This is a genomic window from Sphingobacterium sp. HSC-15S19 (assembly GCF_050433745.1).
GTDB classification, from domain to species: Bacteria; Bacteroidota; Bacteroidia; order Sphingobacteriales; family Sphingobacteriaceae; genus Sphingobacterium; species Sphingobacterium siyangense.
This window is the reverse complement of sequence record NZ_JBNPWQ010000007.1, coordinates 1-15,635: the sequence shown is the minus strand read 5'-3', so window position 1 is coordinate 15,635 and position 15,635 is coordinate 1. Positions and strand designations below refer to the sequence as shown.

Annotated in this window: 13 protein-coding genes and 1 tRNA gene; 7 read left to right on the top strand and 7 right to left on the bottom strand. The window is 39.0% G+C overall.

Annotated features, from left to right (window positions below):
* Window positions 1–4: 4 nt before the first annotated feature.
* On the bottom strand, window positions 5–2,599 hold the full coding sequence (locus tag L1283_RS07065) for a phosphatidylglycerol lysyltransferase domain-containing protein (protein ID WP_429625984.1): 2,595 nt from the start codon (window positions 2,597–2,599) through the stop codon (window positions 5–7).
* A gap of 125 nt (window positions 2,600–2,724) precedes the next feature.
* On the opposite strand from L1283_RS07065, the gene L1283_RS07060 reads away from it, so the two are divergent.
* Window positions 2,725–3,960, top strand: a complete 1,236-nt coding sequence (locus tag L1283_RS07060) for a glycosyltransferase (RefSeq protein WP_286851127.1) — start codon at window positions 2,725–2,727, stop codon at window positions 3,958–3,960.
* 3 nt (window positions 3,961–3,963) lie between these two features.
* On the opposite strand, the gene L1283_RS07055 is transcribed toward L1283_RS07060, so the two are convergent.
* Together L1283_RS07055 and dcd are read right to left on the bottom strand one after the other, a co-directional pair.
* On the bottom strand, window positions 3,964–5,064 hold the full coding sequence (locus L1283_RS07055) for an MBL fold metallo-hydrolase (RefSeq protein WP_286851128.1): 1,101 nt from the start codon (window positions 5,062–5,064) through the stop codon (window positions 3,964–3,966).
* Window positions 5,065–5,072: 8 nt separating this feature from the next.
* Window positions 5,073–5,609, bottom strand: a complete 537-nt coding sequence (dcd, locus tag L1283_RS07050) for a dCTP deaminase (RefSeq protein WP_046673098.1) — start codon at window positions 5,607–5,609, stop codon at window positions 5,073–5,075.
* 119 nt (window positions 5,610–5,728) lie between these two features.
* Between dcd and L1283_RS07045 the strand changes: the two genes are divergently transcribed.
* From L1283_RS07045 to L1283_RS07035, 3 genes are all read left to right on the top strand, one after another.
* Window positions 5,729–6,370: a 4'-phosphopantetheinyl transferase family protein gene (locus L1283_RS07045; RefSeq protein ID WP_070561499.1), complete on the top strand. Its 642-nt coding sequence runs from the start codon at window positions 5,729–5,731 to the stop codon at window positions 6,368–6,370.
* 110 nt (window positions 6,371–6,480) lie between these two features.
* Window positions 6,481–6,552, top strand: a tRNA-Glu gene (locus L1283_RS07040).
* Between the two features lie 247 nt (window positions 6,553–6,799).
* Entirely contained in the window at window positions 6,800–8,062 is a 1,263-nt protein-coding gene (locus L1283_RS07035; RefSeq protein ID WP_145328039.1) for a site-specific integrase, read from the top strand.
* A 710-nt stretch (window positions 8,063–8,772) separates the two neighbouring features.
* Here the strand turns inward: L1283_RS07035 and L1283_RS07030 are convergent.
* The 4 genes from L1283_RS07030 to L1283_RS07015 all read right to left on the bottom strand — a co-directional run bounded on the left by L1283_RS07030 (window position 8,773) and on the right by L1283_RS07015 (window position 12,267).
* A complete protein-coding gene (locus L1283_RS07030; protein ID WP_070565846.1) occupies window positions 8,773–10,314 on the bottom strand; it encodes a Fic family protein in 1,542 nt (513 codons plus the stop codon).
* A gap of 511 nt (window positions 10,315–10,825) precedes the next feature.
* Complete coding sequence (locus tag L1283_RS07025; RefSeq protein ID WP_115045974.1) at window positions 10,826–11,143, bottom strand: hypothetical protein; 318 nt, start codon at window positions 11,141–11,143, stop codon at window positions 10,826–10,828.
* The gene (locus tag L1283_RS07020) at window positions 11,136–11,408 is read right to left on the bottom strand and encodes a helix-turn-helix domain-containing protein (RefSeq protein WP_145328040.1); all 273 of its coding nucleotides are present in this window, start codon (window positions 11,406–11,408) and stop codon (window positions 11,136–11,138) included. Before L1283_RS07020 ends, L1283_RS07025 begins: the two co-directional genes overlap by 8 nt.
* Before the next feature lie 133 nt (window positions 11,409–11,541).
* On the bottom strand, window positions 11,542–12,267 hold the full coding sequence (locus L1283_RS07015) for a TMF family protein (protein ID WP_159332612.1): 726 nt from the start codon (window positions 12,265–12,267) through the stop codon (window positions 11,542–11,544).
* Window positions 12,268–12,912: 645 nt separating this feature from the next.
* Between L1283_RS07015 and L1283_RS07010 the strand changes: the two genes are divergently transcribed.
* From L1283_RS07010 to L1283_RS07000, 3 genes are all read left to right on the top strand, one after another.
* The gene (locus L1283_RS07010; RefSeq protein ID WP_291096799.1) at window positions 12,913–14,142 is read left to right on the top strand and encodes a LicD family protein; all 1,230 of its coding nucleotides are present in this window, start codon (window positions 12,913–12,915) and stop codon (window positions 14,140–14,142) included.
* 206 nt (window positions 14,143–14,348) lie between these two features.
* Complete coding sequence (locus L1283_RS07005) at window positions 14,349–15,110, top strand: glycosyltransferase family 2 protein (RefSeq protein ID WP_291096801.1); 762 nt, start codon at window positions 14,349–14,351, stop codon at window positions 15,108–15,110.
* 110 nt (window positions 15,111–15,220) lie between these two features.
* On the top strand, window positions 15,221–15,635 hold a 415-nt coding region (locus tag L1283_RS07000; RefSeq protein ID WP_429625983.1), incomplete at its 3' end, for a cysteine peptidase family C39 domain-containing protein.

Below are 15,635 nucleotides of genomic sequence, written 5' to 3'. Positions count from 1 at the left end.
GAAGCTATTCATTCGGTTTCATCACTTTGACCAGTGCTATAGGAAGTTGTAAGAGATCAAAATCGTTATCAAATATAAGGTATTTATTTTCCCAAAATGTCGCATACTTCTCTTTAAAATCACGCAGACTATGGTAATGTTTAAAGTTTCCCAATCGTGTTGAGGCAAACTTCATAATCTTTTCAGCGGGACTATCTGTCGCTCCCAAGCCCGTCATTGGCACCATGCCCAAATTTAGATAGACATACTTTTTGGCTTTAGCATATGCAATAAGCTCAACAATCAATGCATCCATACTCCCACCTGGTGCGTCAAGCGATTTTCGGATCATATCATAAGTGCACTCATCTTTAGCATAATCGGGAATAATATTCAGAAAGGCGACAATATTATTTTGCTCATTTTTCAATACAATAATATCTTGCATAATAAGCTCATTTTCATCAAACATTCCTTGCGAAAAAACCATTTCCTTTTTATCAAATTCTTTCAACCATTCATTGGAAATCAATCTTAGCTCGTCTATAATTGCTTTTTCCTGCGGAGCTTTCAACACCTCCGTTGTAAAACCCTTTTTTTGAATTGCATTAAGTCCATTACGTAATGACTTACGGTCTTTTCCTTCTAGCTTGAATGTTTCCAATTCTAATACAGCCTCCTGTCCAATGGTGATTTTTTGCTTACGAAGAGATGAAAAATGAACCAAGCTATTTTCATCAACACGGTAATAAATGGCCTTTAAACCATTCGCATAACAATATTGATCAAATTCTTGAACCAGCTCTTCCTTATCCCCCTGCTCACAGACAGGTTCATCCAATACGATAGCAAATTCATTCGCCAAGCGATAAGCGGTAAATCCCTCCGAGACTTCTGAGAAGAACAGACTCTTATCTTTTCCCAATTTAAAGAAGTCCATCGGAGACTGTCCAAACTCAATTAGTAATTGTTCTGCATGCTCCATTTCGGAGCTACTCGAATCTTCGTCATCAATCAGCCGAGGACGTGCAAGTGCGTAGATCAATAAGAACCAACAAAATAGTCCCAAAACTTGAGTGATGCGCAAAAATTCTTGACCAAAAGCTGTTTGTGGCATCAATTCATCATCTGCAAACAACAGAAAACTCCGTGCCGTATGATATATTGATTGTCCCCATGTAAAGTCTAGCCCGAAATGTTGCTTATCAATGAAGTAAAAACTCAACACATCAAACAGGCATATCGCTATCAGAGCGACAAAAAATGTGATAAACCCAATTCTTACCCAACGAATATTACTCTTGATGCGATATTGTTTATAGCTCATTGCCAATAAAATCAACGTCAACAAAGCAACCGATGCCTCTTCATAGTCCAGTGCCTTAAACACATGTCCAAACAGCGACAAAGCACTAAACACCACGGCGATCCAGAACGCAATACGGAAACCTTTAATCAGGTATGCCGAAGTTACCAATAGTCCTAAGCCCAAAACCAATACCATAAATTTAGAAGCATGAATTGCTTCTAGCGGTAAATAAAAACGATCAAGTTTCATACGATCAGCCAAAGGTGGTGTCAATACGGAAACAAGATTTACCACACCTAAGAAAAATATAAGCAACGCCGGTCCAATGCGTGCCAGCAATTGCTTACCACGCCACGCAAAGACAAGGATTCCCAAGAGTAATGGAAGCCAAAATTCGAATGCCCGATAGAGAATTGTAATGCCCAATCCTTCTGCCTGCGAGTAGCCGTACGCTTTAAAAATATACAGCATGGTCAGCTCTACAGCCCCAAGGCCACGTAGAAAAGGAGACACAATCATCAATACGACCGAAACAGTATAGGCAATAGCCGCAGCCTCGAAGGAGTGGTCCAAACCAAGAGCATACATACTTACAAAAGCATGGGCAATACCGCAACATTCGACGACCATGGACGCCAACATGGTACCCAACAAATATTTTAGCTTGACTTCTCCCGAAAATATTTCATCGATGTTAGAGGCTACAGCAGGAAACTTTAATTCGACCCAGCGATAAATGCCTTTGTGTGTCCGAAAAGACCAAACGAGCCAAAATACAACAGCCAGGAGCAGTCCCAAAACCACCAATGAGATCCAGGCATCACCAAAATTTTTATTATGCCAGATCGTATACAATATAACAGGTACACCAATCATAAAGACCGTCAGTAGTCCGACATAGCCATACAGCGCCCCTGCTTGGTGAATTTGCGTCGTATTCAAATTTCTTTTCCGCAACTCCGTTGTTGTATATGCCAAAGAACTAATTCCACCCGCAGGAAGAAACACACTGAGTAAATTTCTCTTCAGGAAAAGATCAATGGCGATTCTCAGATTAATAGAAAGACCGATCGCTTTAAAACTCTGCACATACATCAATCCCTGAAGCACAATATAGACGATGGTAATTCCAACTCCAACTGAAACCCAGGTTAGGTTGGCTGCGCGCAACTGCGGAATAATTGCCGCAAGCTCTTTCCGCTCATTTCTAAAAAAAACGAAGGCCAATAAGATAACCAAAACAGCTATTAATTCCTTCCAATAGGTCTTTGGCGAAAAATGTCGAATCCGTTGAGCAATAGTTTTGGCCATATGATCGTTTAATGATGAATAACCTTTAAATATATTATAAACACTAAAATAAAGCTAATCGTTTGAAAATGACTAATTGTTAATTTTTCGTCAATTCTTTTCACATTAATCAGTAATTTTCCTGCATGAAAGAGAAAAAGGTTTTGTTCATCGGACTTGTGTGGCCAGAGCCAACATCTTCAGCGGCGGGTTTTCGCATGATGCAATTAATTGAAACGTTCACTACCCGCTCTTATCACATTACATTTGCTTCGGCTGCTGCGAAGTCACCTTATAGTGCCCCTTTGCAGTCTCTCGGGATACATGAACAAGCAATCGTACTCAATAGCAATAGCTTCGACGATTTTATTACTCAACTACAGCCCGATATTGTTGTTTTTGATCGTTTTATGGTAGAAGAACAATATGGTTGGCGTGTCGCACAGCATTGTCCCGATGCACTCCGCATACTCGACACGGAAGACTTGCATTTTTTACGCCAGGCGAGACAGGCATCCGTCAAAAATAAAGGTGATTTCTCCTTTCAAGAGTTATTTACAGACACCGCTAAACGGGAAATTGCCTCTATTCTGCGAAGTGACCTCTCTTTGATTATCTCCGAATCCGAAATGAAGATTCTTATCGAAGAATTTCGAATTTCACCCGACATCCTCTATTACCTCCCTTTCCTTGAACACGAGATCAGTTCTACTGAAATTACTCAATGGAAGCCCTTTGAAGAGCGTAAGAACTTACTATTCATCGGAAATTTTATCCATGAGCCGAACTGGCATACGGTTCAATATCTAAAAACACAAATCTGGCCCCAATTACGGAAGATGCTTCCCAAAGTAGAATTGCACATTTATGGTGCCTACGCAACCCAAAAAGTACTCCAGTTAAACAACTCTAAAGAGAATTTCCTGATCAAGGGACGGGCGGAATCTGCTCGTCTTACCATGGAAAACTACCGAGTACTGGTCGCTCCAATTCAATTTGGTGCCGGCGTAAAAGGAAAGTTTATCGACGCCATGCAAACCGGCACACCATCTGTCACCACGACAGTTGGAGCAGAAGCCATGAAGGGTAATTTGGACTGGAATGGTTTTATCGAAGACGATCCCGAAACTTTCTGCCGAAAGACTGTCGAGCTTTACGAAAACGAGGATCTTTGGAAAACGGCCCAAGAACATGGTATCCGTATTATCAACGAGCGTTATGAAAAACGAAAGTATCAGGCCGACTTTATGACGAATCTATCTTTGTTAAAAGCGCAGATTGACAGGCACCGCCAACAAAACTTTATTAGTCAGATATTGTTGCACCACACGATGCAAAGCACAAAATATATGTCTTTATGGATTGAGGAAAAGAATAAATAGATTTTAGTTGACTTCACGCCACCAAGGCGCGTATACTGTATCTAATCTATTAAAATGGATCATTTCCCCTATTTTTGGCGTAAGGAGAGTGATCTGTTCTTTGTTCGCTGTCTCGTAAAATTTCTCCATTGGCTCTTTCCAGTCGTGCATAGCCAACGCGAACTTAGAAGAATGAACGGGCAAAATAGCTTGAGCTTTCAGATCCTTCGTTTCAGCAGCCCATTCGTCAGGTAAGGAATGGATATAATGCCAGGCATCGTTATATTGGCCATTTTCCAAAATTGCTAAATCAAATGGACCGAATTGGTCACCTATCTTTTTGAAGTGCTTACCATATCCGCTGTCTCCACCCAAGAAAATAGTGTACTGGGAAGTTTTTAACACAAAGGATGTCCACAAGGTATTATTCCGTGTAAATCTTCGCCCAGAAAAGTGCCTTGCGGGTGTGAAGGTTACCTGAAAATCGGGCGCCAGTTTTATCTGGTCGTACCAATCACCCTCGATGATCTGATCGGCCTTATATCCCCAAGACTCAAAATGCGACCCCACGCCAAGACCACAAATCACCTGACCGACTTTATCCCTCAATTTCACAACAGTCTCATAGTCCAGATGATCGTAATGATCATGAGAGATAAACAAATAGTCAATTTTCGGAAAAACCATCGTCGCATAGTCGACAGACATCTTAAATGCTTTATTGCTACCTGGGATAGGAGAAGCATTTTGGCTGAACACCGGATCAACCAATATTAATTTCCCATCTAACTTCATCAGGTAGGAGGAGTGACCAAACCAAATCAGAACGTCATCTGCGGGAAGATGTGCTAAATCGCATTCCATAGCAGGCAATACGTTGATCGGTTTCAAGTGGGGATTTTTGTTGAAAAGGAAATCCCACAGCAAAGAGGCCATATTGACATCGCTTTTCAACGACGGCGTTACTTCGAGATTATGAAAAATACCATTTTTAAAATTTGGTGACTGTTTCATCCGCTCCAGTCGAGCTCCTTTGAAACTTCCACCAAACATTGGATGAACAAAATAATAGAGTACTCCACTGATAAGAACAATCAATAGAGCCCCTAAAATAATCCATCCCATATTCCGCATCAGAAATTATTCTTCCACATCATGGATTCCACCGGACGGATGGTTTTGCCATTGTATTTTGCGTTACCTTTGGTATTATAAAATGTTTCGATATCGCCTTCTACGGCAAAATAGATCAATTGTCCAATAGGCATTCCCGCGTAAACCCGAACAGGTTGGGCAACCGAAATTTCCAAGGTCCAGGTATTACAGAAACCGACGTCACCCTTTCCTGCAGTTGCATGGATATCTATCCCTAAGCGACCAGTACTCGATTTGCCCTCTAAAAAAGGAACATGCTTATGCGTCTCGGTGTATTCTTGCGTAACGCCTAAATAAAGGGTATTGGGTTCCAATACAAAACCTTCTTCCGGGATTTCAAAATGCTGAATTTCATTGTGTTTCTTGGCATCAAGTACACGGTCTGCATATGTTGCCAAATATTTCCCCAAATGCACATCGTAGGAATTTGTTCCCAAACATTTACGATCAAATGGTTGAATGACAATACTGCCATTTTCAATCTCTTCGAGAATTCTTTTATCAGATAAAATCATGTGTATCAAAATAGCAAAAGCGTCAGGCAATGCTATACAAATTCAAAAATACAGTTCTCCCACTAATTTTACTTCATTTTTCAAAACAAAAATCTGCGATTTGTTTTTTAAATTTGGGTATGAGTCTAGTGTATCTACGTGAAATTGATAATCAAACCAAATTTGCAATTTGGCGAATTGAGGAATCGGACGACGATTTACTGTCGAAACTTCAATTGGATGAACGTGAAAAAGCAAAATTGGGGTCCTTCAATAAAGGGAAAAGACGGTTACATTGGCTTGCCACACGTGTTCTCCTGCGAACCTTATTAAACACATCCCGCTATATCGAATGTCCTTCGGATGCAAATGGCAAGCCTTATCTCGCCAATTTTCCCCAAAAAATATCACTTTCGCACTCATTTGATTATGCAGCAGCTATGATCAGTACAAAAGGAGAGGTTGGTATCGACATGGAAATCATCAAAACAAAAGTAGAGCGCATCCAACATAAGTTTTTAAAACCTGCGGAGCTTGCATTCATCGCGCAGGATGATAGCCGCTATGAGCAGCTTTATGCTTGTTGGTGCGCCAAAGAAGCAATTTATAAACTTCAAGGCAATGCAGGGGTTTCCTTCTTGAACAACATGACCATACAACCATTCGAATACCAAACGCAAGGTATATTAAAACTTGAACTCGACAGCGATCAAAATAAGCATATTTATGATGTACATTACGAGAAGTTCAATGAATATATGCTCGCTTACGCTGTAGAATAGGTCCTTTAAAAAAATAATTTTTCTCAATTTCAATGAATTAGCACACAGACAGCACTTTTTTTTTGTGCTTTTTGAAAAAGCTTCTATATTTGCATCATCGAAAACGATATGGCCCGTTCGTCTAGGGGTTAGGACGCAAGATTTTCATTCTTGAAACAGGGGTTCGATTCCCCTACGGGCTACAGATCTAAAAGTCAAAACGTACAAAAGCCTGCAAATGTTTAATTTGCAGGCTTTTTTGTTTTTCAGTATCTACAAAACCTATAATAAATCCAAAGAAAAAAGTGAGTCATTCAGTGAGTCATTTTCGCTCATTTACTCACTCACTGAAATGACAATAACATTCTTATAATCAAGATGTTTAAAAATCAAACATCTTGATCTGTTTTAGTTGCAAGGCTAATTTTGTTTCACTTAAATGATGTTGTCATGAGTACAAATTATTCCTTGCTTTTCTATCTGAAGAAACCAAAAAATTATGTTAGCGGCCCCAAGTCGATCTACATGCGGATTACCGTAGATGGTATCCCAAAAGAAGTTTCCACTGGACGAGAATGCTATCCGTCCAAATGGAATTCTAAAGCCAACCGTGTGAAAGGCACAACAGAAGCTGTCAAGACCCTGAACAGCTATCTTGATACCCTCGTAACTAAAATAAGTACGATCCATACCGCTATGACGGCTGCCGCAGAGGAAATCACAGCGGAATCGATCAAACTTAAGTATCAGGGAAAGGATACTAAATGTAAAAATTTCTTAGATGTCTTCAGGGAGCATAATATGCAGATGGAAGCATTGCTCGGCAATGGATTCAAGCCCAATACACTCAAAGGATATAAAACCTCTTTATTGCATGTTTGTGAATACCTTGAGAAAGAATTTAGACTAGCAGATATCGACACAAGAAAGATTGACCATGCTTTTGTCACAGGCTACGAATTCTTTCTTCGTGCCACGATAGGCTGTTCAGCCGTGTCGGCAGCAAAATACATGAAGCACCTTCGCAAGATCATCAAGGTATGTATCGCGCACAGATGGATAACGGACGATCCATTTGCCTTTTATAAGATCAAGGTCAAAGCTAAAGAGAAGGAATTTCTGACAGATGCGGAACTTCGGAGGATAGAAGAAAAGAACTTCAAAATACCAAGACTTGCACATGTCCGCGATATCTTTGTCTTTTGTTGTTACACTGGACTTTCCTATGCAGATGTAAAGAAACTAAAATGGATTGATATTTCTGAAGGAGTGGACGGAAAACTCTGGATCTTCACCAGCAGAGAAAAAACCGAAACGTCGTCAAATATTCCACTACTTCCCAAAGCTCTTGAAATCATTGAAAGGTATCGTGATTATCCGCCGTGCATAGCCAAGGATATGGTTCTTCCAGTTCTCAGCAATCAGAAAATGAACAGCTATCTTAAAGAAATAGCGGATGTGTGTGAGATAACAAAAGAACTCACTTTTCACAAATCACGTCATACGTTCGCCACTTCTGTTACATTGGCAAATAGTGTACCTATCGAAACTGTTTCCAAGATGCTTGGACATACGGACATTAAGACTACGCAGCATTATGCGAAGTTATTGGACAATAGGGTCGCAATAGACATGGAAAAACTGGAAAGAACGATCGAGAATAAAACTGCGCCAACAGGTCATGCTAAAATCGCAGCGCTATGGGCCACCTAAGGTGCTTACTCTAATAAAGGCAAATCATAGTCGAAGAAATATTGCTTAATTCAGGAAGAAAGTGATGTTTTCATACATCGCTTTCATATTACATATTTGTAGTAAGAATTTAGAAATTTAGATATAATAGTTTATTTATCGCCAATTGCTCAATGAACCGACATGCCTGTACCTAGTACCGGATAAGCCTGATCAATCCTACAGGAGGTATTATCACTACCAGCCAGAAAATTGACGGGCCCTATCCGAGTGGATTACTATACGGAAGCTATCCATGCTGTTCAGCTGAGCGATGTTCTAGACCCATCTGATATGCCAGCAACAGTTAAAGAATCTTAACAAGGAACATAATAAACAAACTTTCGAATAGGGTACTAGGAAGATAAGCTATTGGGCAATATTGCTTTTATGCTATTAGGCTTGCCCTCCTGCTATCGAATCACGCTGTTTGGAACTGAGATTCGTTCTGAGTACAAAAAAATGAAGTGTTTTAATACGCGCAAGTTGTGTTTTCGGGGACCCCGAAAACCATCTTGCCTTTACTCTGCAATGCCTCAATTGGGGCATTGCAGGGTAAAGGGAGAACAACCTTCGCAACTCGGTCTTTCTTTCCAAATCTGGGGATAGCGCAAAATAGGATTTGCAAAATGCTAAAATGTGGTATTTTGTATCACCTATTCAACTAATTTTCTCAAGACTTATTTGAGAAATTAACGTCTGAGACTACTACCCCTGTCCTGTCCATCGTCATCCTGTTCCCATGGCTTTCGGTCTGGGGTAGCAATTCGAAGAATATACCCGTCGTCTTCTTTGAAAGCGTTACTCGCTTCAAGCACATGGTGCATAGCGGAGAGATCTTCTCCCTTAATCGTTTCGCTGAACAACTGTGCTCTTTGCAACATTCGGATAAAGGTATCAGGTTCCTGCCTGCGTGTCAATTGTCTGAGTGCGCCAAGGTAATCGTCCCGGAAAACGGTTGGTATAATGATCTTGGTCTGTCCCTGGCTGGTCAGCTCAGCATTCATCATCACTCTCGCCAATCTCCCATTTCCATCCAAAAAGGGATGTACCTCGCTGATCATAAACATCATGAATGCAGCTTTGGCAAAAGGGTGCCTTAATGCTCTGTAGAAATCAAACCCCTGTACCAATGTACCTCCAACAAGCTCATGGTCGACAAATTCAGTATCACCAGCCCGGTTGTTGCGGTCCTTGAACTCGCCCGGATTTTTGTCAGGTCTGGCAGTTAGCATGGTCTTATGCCGATAGCGAAGGATATGAATGAGCTCATCAGAATTCTTGGGGACAACCTGCATTTCCTCACGATTACTGACCATTTGGTAAGTTCCCAGTATATCGTGAGAATCTTCTCCCCTTGCGGGCAAGGGTTTTCCGCTATCAATGATCTTCAGAGCCTCTTCTACCTCAAAACGGGTACCCTCGATAAAGTTAGAGAAGTAGGCTTCGTAGAAGGCAAAATTGCGGAAGGCCCTAGTTGTTTGGTTTGCGTCATATATATCCGCAAACTCACGCTGCTGCAATTCCACAAAGAGCTTTTCGAAGAGGTCCAACCGTGCCGGATCATACGGATGCCCAAATGCCCGGGCAATGGCCACCGGGGATTTCAGGATACCCGAGGGCTTAGTCGACAGCATTGCGCCGACCATCCGGTTCAGCTTATCGAACTCCCTATCCATACCCAGCCTGGTACTGATTTCACTTGCACGGTCCCGCAATTCATTTAGTCCCTGTTCGCCTTTAACCCGTACGATCTGATCCAATTTTTCTTCTATCTGAGGAATTGTCCATGTTTTGGACTCCCCTCCAACTTTACGGGATTCCTGAAGATTCTCCAATAATGCACGGTCCTGTCCTGAGACATAGAGTCCATCGGAAAAAAGTAAATCTCCTGGGAGTGGCCCTTGTCCCTGCATTAAGTTCAACGTAAGGCCCGGGAGTTTGACCTTTCTATCATAGGAATAAGTTAGAAAGATATCACCAGTATCAGTAGGTTTAAATTCAAGGGCGGAGCGGTGACTGAGCAAAACACCTGGATATAGATGCCCGATGATCTTGAACCTATTCCGAAGCACGATAGCCTCCGGAGCTTCCTCCAAATTTGGGGTATATATCTTCGGTGCAATCTTCTTCAGTTTTCCTTCTTTGACAAGCTTGCCAATGGCTCTGCTTATGTTGGAATCGCTGGAAGAAAACAGTATCTCCTGTAGGTGTAATGGGATATCCTTGTCCATGATCTTTACAAACTTTTGAGATTAATTATAGTAATCAACATGTCAGAACAAATTTTTCAAACTAACAAAGTGTATTTATGCGAATTTTTCAAACTAATTTAAGTAAAAATACAGATTTTTCAGATTTGTATTGGAAAGCTATAATTACTTTTTTCAAAAATTTCCTACTAAACTCTTCAAAAAAGCTTTGGTCTACAAATTTTTCCGGATAAACCCGTCTGTTTTACAAATTATTTTAATTATGGAGCGGTTAGCTCTCCTATCAAGGGGTACATAGGAACTCAGGGAGACCGGATTCCTGCTTTTGGAGAAAGGAAAGTATACGCCACTGTAAAGTTCATTTTTCAGCACCCCGTCATTCAGATCGGCAGTATCCTTTTTGATTCTATTGAAATAATTAAACATCTTTATCAGGAATAGAAGTTTTGTCCTGCCGAGTTTAGGGGAAAGATGTTTAAGTCTGCGATTCACTTCCATAGAGAAGCGGACGCGTCTTGTGTTTTCATTAGATCTAGCCATTGCTGTCAGAATTATTGTTAGCGATAAACCTAAATCTGCTGGCCCTGGTAGGGTGCCAGGAGGGGATGTACTCCAGATAGCCATATAAGACGAGTTCGGAAAGGCATTTATGATAGGTAGCGATTGAACGGATCCGCGAAAAATGCATCAGTTTCCTGCGGCTGGTATAGAAAAAATCATGAAAGCCGGGTTGCTTATGAAAATAAAAAAGTGCCATAACCAGTTCGATATGTGATGGCAGCAGTCTATTATCTTTTGCGATGTGCTCAAAGTAAACTTCAAAGTCATGGTCTTGTGTATTGTTATCCATTACCTTCTCCTCCTTCCATCATCTTATCCACATCGCTGGCGCGATAATAAATGCTACCGCCGATTTTCTTGAATGGGAGCGTGCCTGTGATCCGCAGGTTTTGTAGCGTACCCGGAGATATTTTCAGTTTCTTTCTTACCTCACGGCTGCGGAAGCATTCCCTTTCGGCGTCAGTTTTTTCGTTTGTTAGGATCTGTCTGATTTCTTCGAGCAGTTCTTTCTTGAACTGCGACAGGTCTTCTTTTGTCAGGATGTCTAATAGCATGGTATACCAATTTTGTGAACAATATGTACCCCGGTTATACGCGGGGCCACTGCTACAAAGTTGGGATCTGGCGATGAAGTTTGGATGACCAACTCGGCGCGATGGTCATGTTCAGGGATCAAACAGGATGGGATCAATCCTTCTTTTTAGGAACGATGACGAATAGTTGCCGATCTTCTGGAATTTTTACTTCCTTCTGTGAATTATCTTTACCTACAAAATAATTTTTAGCAGTATCTATACTGATCTTCTTTTTGTTATTGCTAAAATAATTGGACACAATTTTATAATAGGGACTGAGCATATCCTTTCGTAACAAGGGGGCGCCGTTAGGAAGCTTTAATTTTTGCATCTGTTGAAATAGGTCGATCACTGTGGTATGATAATCATCGTATATTTCGATCTTGCGCATTATCGTGAAATCGGATAGCTTTTTATTCTCCTCCTGTAGTTTTGCGATCAGTTCATCTTTTTCCTTGAGAAGAATATCATTTGGGCGAACATTCCACCTGTCCTTTGGTGATAGGAAATCCAGAAATCCGCTCAGCTTTTTGATATTGGAAACGTAAAGTGGATGTTTCTTGGAAAATGGGTTCTGGTGATTGAAGTAATCTATCCTGGTAGAAACGATGTACCAAAGGTGGGAAAAGAACTCCTTCTCTGTTCGGTCTCCAGCCGATAGATAATATTTTAGATGGTACCTATAGTAATCATCAAAAGATTTCTCTTTCATACCGTATATCTTCAGTGGGAAATGATTGTCTTCATAGCCCCTTTTAAGTCCCATGATAGTTCCCAGTTTAAATGGATGTGGATCGAAATCGAAAGCTCTTCTGGGTTTAAAGTAATATAATGCCATAACTCTAATTTAGCGAAAAAATATTTTCTTAATAAAAAGATGGATATGGCCTGTTTAGTGTAAGAAGTTATATTCGGCAAATCTGTCTGAGGTTTTCAACTTTTTTGTATATTAAAGAGAGAAAGGACGCCAAGGCGTTTCATCTTCTTTAATGAATTTTTTCATATTTAGGTTTTATAATGAAACTCCTGCTTTAGTCTCCCAATGACAGGCAGGAGTTTTTTATGCAGTCCCCTTATTAACTCCTCATATTTTTATATAGTTATCTGGCCTATTGTTAAGGAATCGAATATGATTTAAAGTATACTACTCAGTATACCAAAAATGAGCTTTACGATATTGTAGAGGCTATAGAGTATCCCCGGAGGATACTCTAAACCCCATTTGCAGGGCATGGGGCAAGAAAAGTAGGGCTCTGCCCAACTTCTGCTTGCTCTAAAATTTCGAACACATATTTTCTTGTATAAGAAACTTTTTCTTTTCCAACACTAAATTTTTTGTAATTAAATAAATAGCAAATAGATGTTTCGATAAAATACAACATTATTCTAGCTCGTGGAATAAAAACTGAATAAAATTGCAATATTAATTCAATGGAAACATTTTGGTAACATAAGAGAATTACTTTTGTTTATATTTTCAAATATGATAGTTTATAGAATAATTCCAAAGGAAACACCTAATGCCCTTAATCTTTTTAAAGAAAAAACAAAGTTATCAGATGATAATTTTAAGATTATTATAGTAGAAGCATTGGACAATTGCAATTCGCTATTGGATAATGTTTATATGAGTAAAAAGTATGGGTTTCAACTGTCTAAAGAAGAAATAAACATTCATAACGTACACAAACACATCTGGAGTGAATTCTTCAAGTCAGAAGAAGATTTTTGTCTCGTAATGGAAGATAACGTTTCACTCAAACAAGATTTTGAATTCATAGAAAAAGCTGTCAACTCTTTCTCTGAAAATTGGGATGTTTTCTTTCCATTTGATAAGAGTAATAGTACCCCAAAAGATAAAGAGTATATACTGGGGTATTATTGGGGAAGTTGCGTATACTTTTTGAGTAAAGAAGGTGCAAAAAAACTTTTGCCTGATTATATTATAAAGCAACCTGTAGATGATGAATTAATCGAACGGGGATTAAAAGAAGAAATTAATTTATTTTTTGAAGATAAAAAATGGTTTGATATAGATTTTGATCGCTCCTATGTTCACACGGGAAGATTGAGGGAGATTAGTCTGAAAGTCGATAAATACAACGCTTGGACAATTGATCAGAAGCAATTAGCTCAAAACATATTGTCTATTTTATCTGAAATTGCGACCAAATTAAATATAGAACTATTATTACATGGTGGAACACTACTTGGCTATGTGCAGCACGGGAGCATCATTCCATGGGATGATGATATAGATCTGGGTATAGATGAAAATGATTTTAATAAATTTAAAAATTTTATTAAAGAGGACAAAAGATTGCAAATCGAAAGCAAAATAGAAGAAAGAACAGGAACAGAATTTTTCAAGATCTGGAGCGAAGAAGGAGAGCCGATTGAAAATTACTCATATAAATTTCCTTTCATTGATCTTTGGTTGTATCGAAGAAAAGAAAATCACGTTGTCTTCCATAACGGTCTTTATTTTCAAAATGCATTAGAACAGAAATTTCGAAAAGTAATCTTTGAGGGAAGTGCTTTTTTTGTCCCCTTTAATAGCACAGCTTTTCTAGATTTTTTTTATAAAGAATGGAGGCAAAAATTCGTCATCTACTCTTGGAGCCACAGGTTAGAAAGAGTAAATGGTTCTTCTTTTAAAACCGGGATAGAAACCGACAATCATGGTAAATTCTTGAAATATTCAATATATTAAACTAATCCGTACTAAAGATAGATACCTAAATAAAACAAAAAATTTCTAACAGAATCGAAATTTACGAGATCTTAAGAAAATCCATTGTTAAATATTCTCAATTTAAAAATGTGTACTTAAAATCTAATTAGGATTATTATTGTACTTTTTTGGTCTCTCAAAATATCTTAATCTGTTAATTCAAAATTATAAATGAAACTAAATAGATGATCACGGTAATTATTACTGTTTGGAAACGGAACAACGTGGAAGAACAGATTCAGGCACTTCTTCGTCAAACTCTTCTGCCAACGAAGATTTTTATATATCATTGTAAATTTAACTTAGATCCCGACCTCGATTTAACACATAAGTACCCATTGGTTGATTATCAGGTAAATACAGATGACCTTGGGTATTTCGGAAGGTTTAGCTTGGCATTACATGCAAAAACTCCATACGTATATATTTTAGACGATGATGTAATTCCTTCCGAAAATTGGCTACAAAGATGTTTGGATTTATGTATTTCTAAAAATTGTATTATATCACCAACAGGGCGAATTATCCCAACTATGGATTTTACTCCTGAGCAGCCTAAAGGTTTGAAAGAAGAATTTATTAACAAATATTTTGTAGGAGACAACAATAGTAGAATTCTTGAAAATCACTGCTATTCAGACACATATGTTGATTTTGGGTGTAATAGTTGGTTCCTTAAAACCGATTGGCTGAGCTATTTTTGGGGAGTTAAGCCATTTACAACAACGACAGGAGAAGATGTCCATCTGTCTGTTTCTTGTCTAATATTTGGGGGAATCAGAACTCTGGTGCCGAGACAAGTTAGTTCTAGTACATCAGGAAATATGAAGAAATATTATGGCTTCGACCAATTTGCTAGTTGGAAAAAGACAGACTTTATCACTGAACGCGAAGCCATTTTTAAATATTGGATTGAAAAAAAGGGATGGAACCCCATATTGTGGTAAACTTTGAAAATCAAAAACATTGCCAATAATTTAAGGACATATTATAAGAAAATGATATTTAATTTATATCTCCCACCAAATAAACAATTTCAGAGCAAGATAATGGCAAAATGAAAAACCTGAAACTATTATATGATCTATTAGTTAGAACCAATAATCCTGTAGAATGTGGGATTGCATGTATTCAAACCGTTGCCAAATATTATGGATATTTATGTTCGATTGATGAGTTAAAACATACCTCTAGAATGTCCGAATCAGGGATGACATTACTAGAACTTTCAAAAATTGCAAAAAATATTGGGTTCAGTGCAAAGGCCTACCGAACAGATTTTGAAACTATTATAGGAATTGACTCACCACTTGTTTTGAATACTATATCAAAATCTGGACAAAATGGGTATGTAGTGATGCTTGGAACGACCGAGAATGTAATCGGTAAATCAGAATACACAACTTTTGGCAATTTAGAGTGCAGCAAAAATGGCACTAACGGTGCAGCATTTTTGGCAATAAGGAATGCAG

What these genes read in the sequence shown, in the direction of transcription:
- L1283_RS07065 (WP_429625984.1), bottom strand. Translation starts at nt 2,599, where the DNA reads ATGGCCAAAACTATTGCTCAACGGATTCGACATTTTTCGCCAAAGACC.
- L1283_RS07035 (WP_145328039.1), top strand. Translation starts at nt 6,800, where the DNA reads ATGAGTACAAATTATTCCTTGCTTTTCTATCTGAAGAAACCAAAAAAT.
- L1283_RS07055 (WP_286851128.1), bottom strand. Translation starts at nt 5,064, where the DNA reads ATGGGATGGATTATTTTAGGGGCTCTATTGATTGTTCTTATCAGTGGA.
- dcd (WP_046673098.1), bottom strand. Translation starts at nt 5,609, where the DNA reads ATGATTTTATCTGATAAAAGAATTCTCGAAGAGATTGAAAATGGCAGT.
- L1283_RS07025 (WP_115045974.1), bottom strand. Translation starts at nt 11,143, where the DNA reads ATGGATAACAATACACAAGACCATGACTTTGAAGTTTACTTTGAGCAC.
- L1283_RS07060 (WP_286851127.1), top strand. Translation starts at nt 2,725, where the DNA reads ATGAAAGAGAAAAAGGTTTTGTTCATCGGACTTGTGTGGCCAGAGCCA.
- L1283_RS07005 (WP_291096801.1), top strand. Translation starts at nt 14,349, where the DNA reads ATGATCACGGTAATTATTACTGTTTGGAAACGGAACAACGTGGAAGAA.
- L1283_RS07045 (WP_070561499.1), top strand. Translation starts at nt 5,729, where the DNA reads ATGAGTCTAGTGTATCTACGTGAAATTGATAATCAAACCAAATTTGCA.
- L1283_RS07010 (WP_291096799.1), top strand. Translation starts at nt 12,913, where the DNA reads ATGATAGTTTATAGAATAATTCCAAAGGAAACACCTAATGCCCTTAAT.
- L1283_RS07020 (WP_145328040.1), bottom strand. Translation starts at nt 11,408, where the DNA reads ATGCTATTAGACATCCTGACAAAAGAAGACCTGTCGCAGTTCAAGAAA.
- L1283_RS07030 (WP_070565846.1), bottom strand. Translation starts at nt 10,314, where the DNA reads ATGGACAAGGATATCCCATTACACCTACAGGAGATACTGTTTTCTTCC.
- L1283_RS07015 (WP_159332612.1), bottom strand. Translation starts at nt 12,267, where the DNA reads ATGGCATTATATTACTTTAAACCCAGAAGAGCTTTCGATTTCGATCCA.